The following is a 2,899-nucleotide window of genomic DNA, read 5'->3' as shown; positions in this document are numbered from 1 at the left end:
CGATTGTATGGACTTGAGATAACAACGTCGATTCCCTCACCTTGTAATATATCTGTTATTCGTTGAACATCTAATTTTCCTTTTTCAGTTAATCCTCTTGTTCCTTCTTTTCCAAACTTTGGTGAATCTCCGTGTCTAACCATATATATGAAAGTTTTCATAATTACCTCCAGTTTTTTTAGGTTTCTTTATTCCTTATATAGCTTATATTAATTAAAAAGAACTTTCCCAATGACCATAACTAATAATCACTATAAATCCTTCTGCATGCGATATCTTAAATACATTTCTTTACAATTCCGTGAACGTAAATGTATTAAAATAAAAGAACACGTAAAATGGAGAGCTAAAAAAGACGAGTTCTGTTCTAGCTCTTTTTTCATTTTCTAATTAATAATTCGTTTGCATATTCACGAGCCCAATGATCGGCGTCTAGTACTGTTTCCAAATCCGGATTTGCAATGCTATGATGAGCTTCAAGAGTAGAATAAATTGTTTTTTCAATATCAAAAAATGAAATTTTATTTTGTAAATATAGCGCATTTGCAATTTCATTTGCTGCATTTAAGACAGCAGGTGTTGTACCACCAATTTTTCCTGATTCATACGCGTAATGTAAACAAGGGAATTTTTTGAAATTTGGTTTTTCAAAGTGTAGGCTAGCTATCTCTAGTAGATTTAATTTTTTATAGTTTGATTGTAATCTAGTTGGATAATGGAATGCATATTGAATCGGCATTCTCATGTCAGGGGCACCGAGCTGTGCCATGATGGATCCGTCTATAAATTCAACTAAAGAATGAATAACGCTTTCCTTATGAATTAAAACATCAATTTTCTCATAAGGGATATCAAATAACCAACGTGCTTCCATGACTTCAAAGCCTTTGTTCATTAATGTAGCTGAATCAATGGTTAGTTTTGCTCCCATTAACCAGTTGGGATGCTTTAAGGCATCTTTAGCTTGTAAGATTTCCATTTCCTCACGCGTTTTATCTCGAAATGCACCGCCTGAAGCAGTAACAATAAGCCTCTCGATTTCTTGAGTATTTTCCCCATTTAAACATTGAAAAATGGCAGAGTGCTCACTGTCTACTGGAATTAAGCGGCAGCCGTTTCGTTTCGCTAAATCTGTCACAATATGCCCTGCCGCAACTAATGTTTCTTTGTTCGCAATTGCTATATCTTTTTTCGCTTTTAAAGCTTCAATTGTTGGAAGGAGACCAGAGACACCGACAACTGAAGATAATACAAGATTAGAATTAGGGTGAATTGCAACTTCAATTAATCCATCTGTTCCATATGTGACTTTTGTGTCCGTAGAAATTCGCTTCCGAAGTGCATCTGCTAATTCTTTTGTGCTTACACTTACAATTCGAGGGTGGAATGTATGTATTTGTTGTTCGAGAAGGTCAATATTGTGATTTGCTGTTAAACCAATAATTTTAAAATGTTCCGGATGGGAAGTGACTATATCTAATGCAGACGTACCAATTGAGCCAGTTGAACCAAGAATCGAAATATATTTTACCATGATAATTCCTCCAAAATTGTATAATCCCTCTTTACACACCTATCCTACGATTCTATAGAAAGAATTGTGTATATTATATTTTAAGCATTATATTATATTGAAATTTTATTCAATCTTTCCTGTGATTGACTATTAGTTCCAACAAACAGGCCCTTATATAGGAAAAATGCCCCTATTATTACAATCATACCAATATAAACAGACATCATCGTAGGAATTAAGAATGCACCGACGATAATAGTCATTCTTGCAATTAGGTCCGCCCCAATATCTGATAGACCCGCAAAGGCTGAATATGATCCTCTCTTGTCAGCCGGAATCATATTAGCTTGTTCTGCATTTCTGATTGGTGAGTAGACAAGTTCACCAACAGTAGCAATAAAGTTAAAAATAATTAGTACGTACCAGGTGTTTGCAGATGTTACTACCACATAACCTACCCCATAGAGCACAAGACCTAAAAGTAACGCTTTTTTCGCACTTAGATGATCTGTAAATTTATTTATAATAAACGTTAAACATACTACTAAAAGCATATTTTGTATGTTAAGAATACTTAGCATCCTCACTCCTACTATTTCAAAGTTCCCAATGCTTATTGGATTGAATGTTTCTGAAAGTCGTACACCAATATAACTGTTTAAAGAAAACTCTGCTGCAAATATGCAGGTAGACCCTATTACAACTCTTAAAAATGCTCTATCTTGAATAGCAATTTTATAATTTTGAATTAGATCAAGTACTATATTTCCCTGCCTTTTTTCTAAGCACTCATTAACTTCTGTAACTAGCCAAATTTTATAAGCAATCGGTACTGTAGCAGAAACACAAGTCAGTAGTATAAACAACTCTTGTTGATGATTAATGTATAAAAAACCACCTAATGCTGCACCAATTGCCATAGAAAGATTCATAAGCCAATAGTCAATTGTATAGACAGCCTTTCGATTTTCCGGTGTAGTTGAGTCTATGATGATAGCTTGCATGGATGGGCGCCCAAGACTGCTAGTTATTATAAAACCTACATAAGCGATTGCAAATAACCAAATCATCTTATCTGTCGGATATAAGCTTAAAGTCATGAATAAAAACATCAAAGTACTAGAAAAAGAAGTTAACAATAAGATTTTCTTTCGCTGAAATCAATCTGAAATGTAACCTCCAATTAAATTTGAAAAAAAACTTAAAATAACCGTTAAGATTAAAAATAACCCGGCCCATACTTTATTTATTTCTTGAGCAAAAAACAATGCCATGAAAGGCATTACTGCTGATGTAACAGCACGATTAAAAAATGATGTAATTAAGCGTACTTTTATATTTTACTCAAATTCTTTCCAATTCATCGTATCTCCTCCCCTTGTC

The 2,899-nt window shown here is 33.8% G+C and carries 2 protein-coding genes and 1 pseudogene; all 3 read right to left on the bottom strand.

The annotated features are described in order from the left end of the window. On the bottom strand, positions 1 to 161 hold a 161-nt coding region (locus AB3X49_RS20555; RefSeq protein WP_367964410.1), incomplete at its 3' end, for a histidine phosphatase family protein. Between the two features lie 218 nt (positions 162 to 379). After that, positions 380 to 1,534: a 1-deoxy-D-xylulose-5-phosphate reductoisomerase gene (locus AB3X49_RS20550; protein WP_367964408.1), complete on the bottom strand. Its 1,155-nt coding sequence runs from the start codon at positions 1,532 to 1,534 to the stop codon at positions 380 to 382. A 92-nt stretch (positions 1,535 to 1,626) separates the two neighbouring features. Beyond that, a pseudogene (locus AB3X49_RS20545) lies at positions 1,627 to 2,853 on the bottom strand (MDR family MFS transporter). Positions 2,854 to 2,899 lie beyond the last annotated feature (46 nt).

The organism is Bacillus sp. C30, assembly GCF_040838255.1.
Classification (GTDB): Bacteria; Bacillota; Bacilli; order Bacillales; family Bacillaceae_G; genus Bacillus_A; species Bacillus_A mycoides.
Note: the sequence above shows the minus strand (reverse complement) of the source record. Positions and strands in the feature narration are given on the sequence as shown.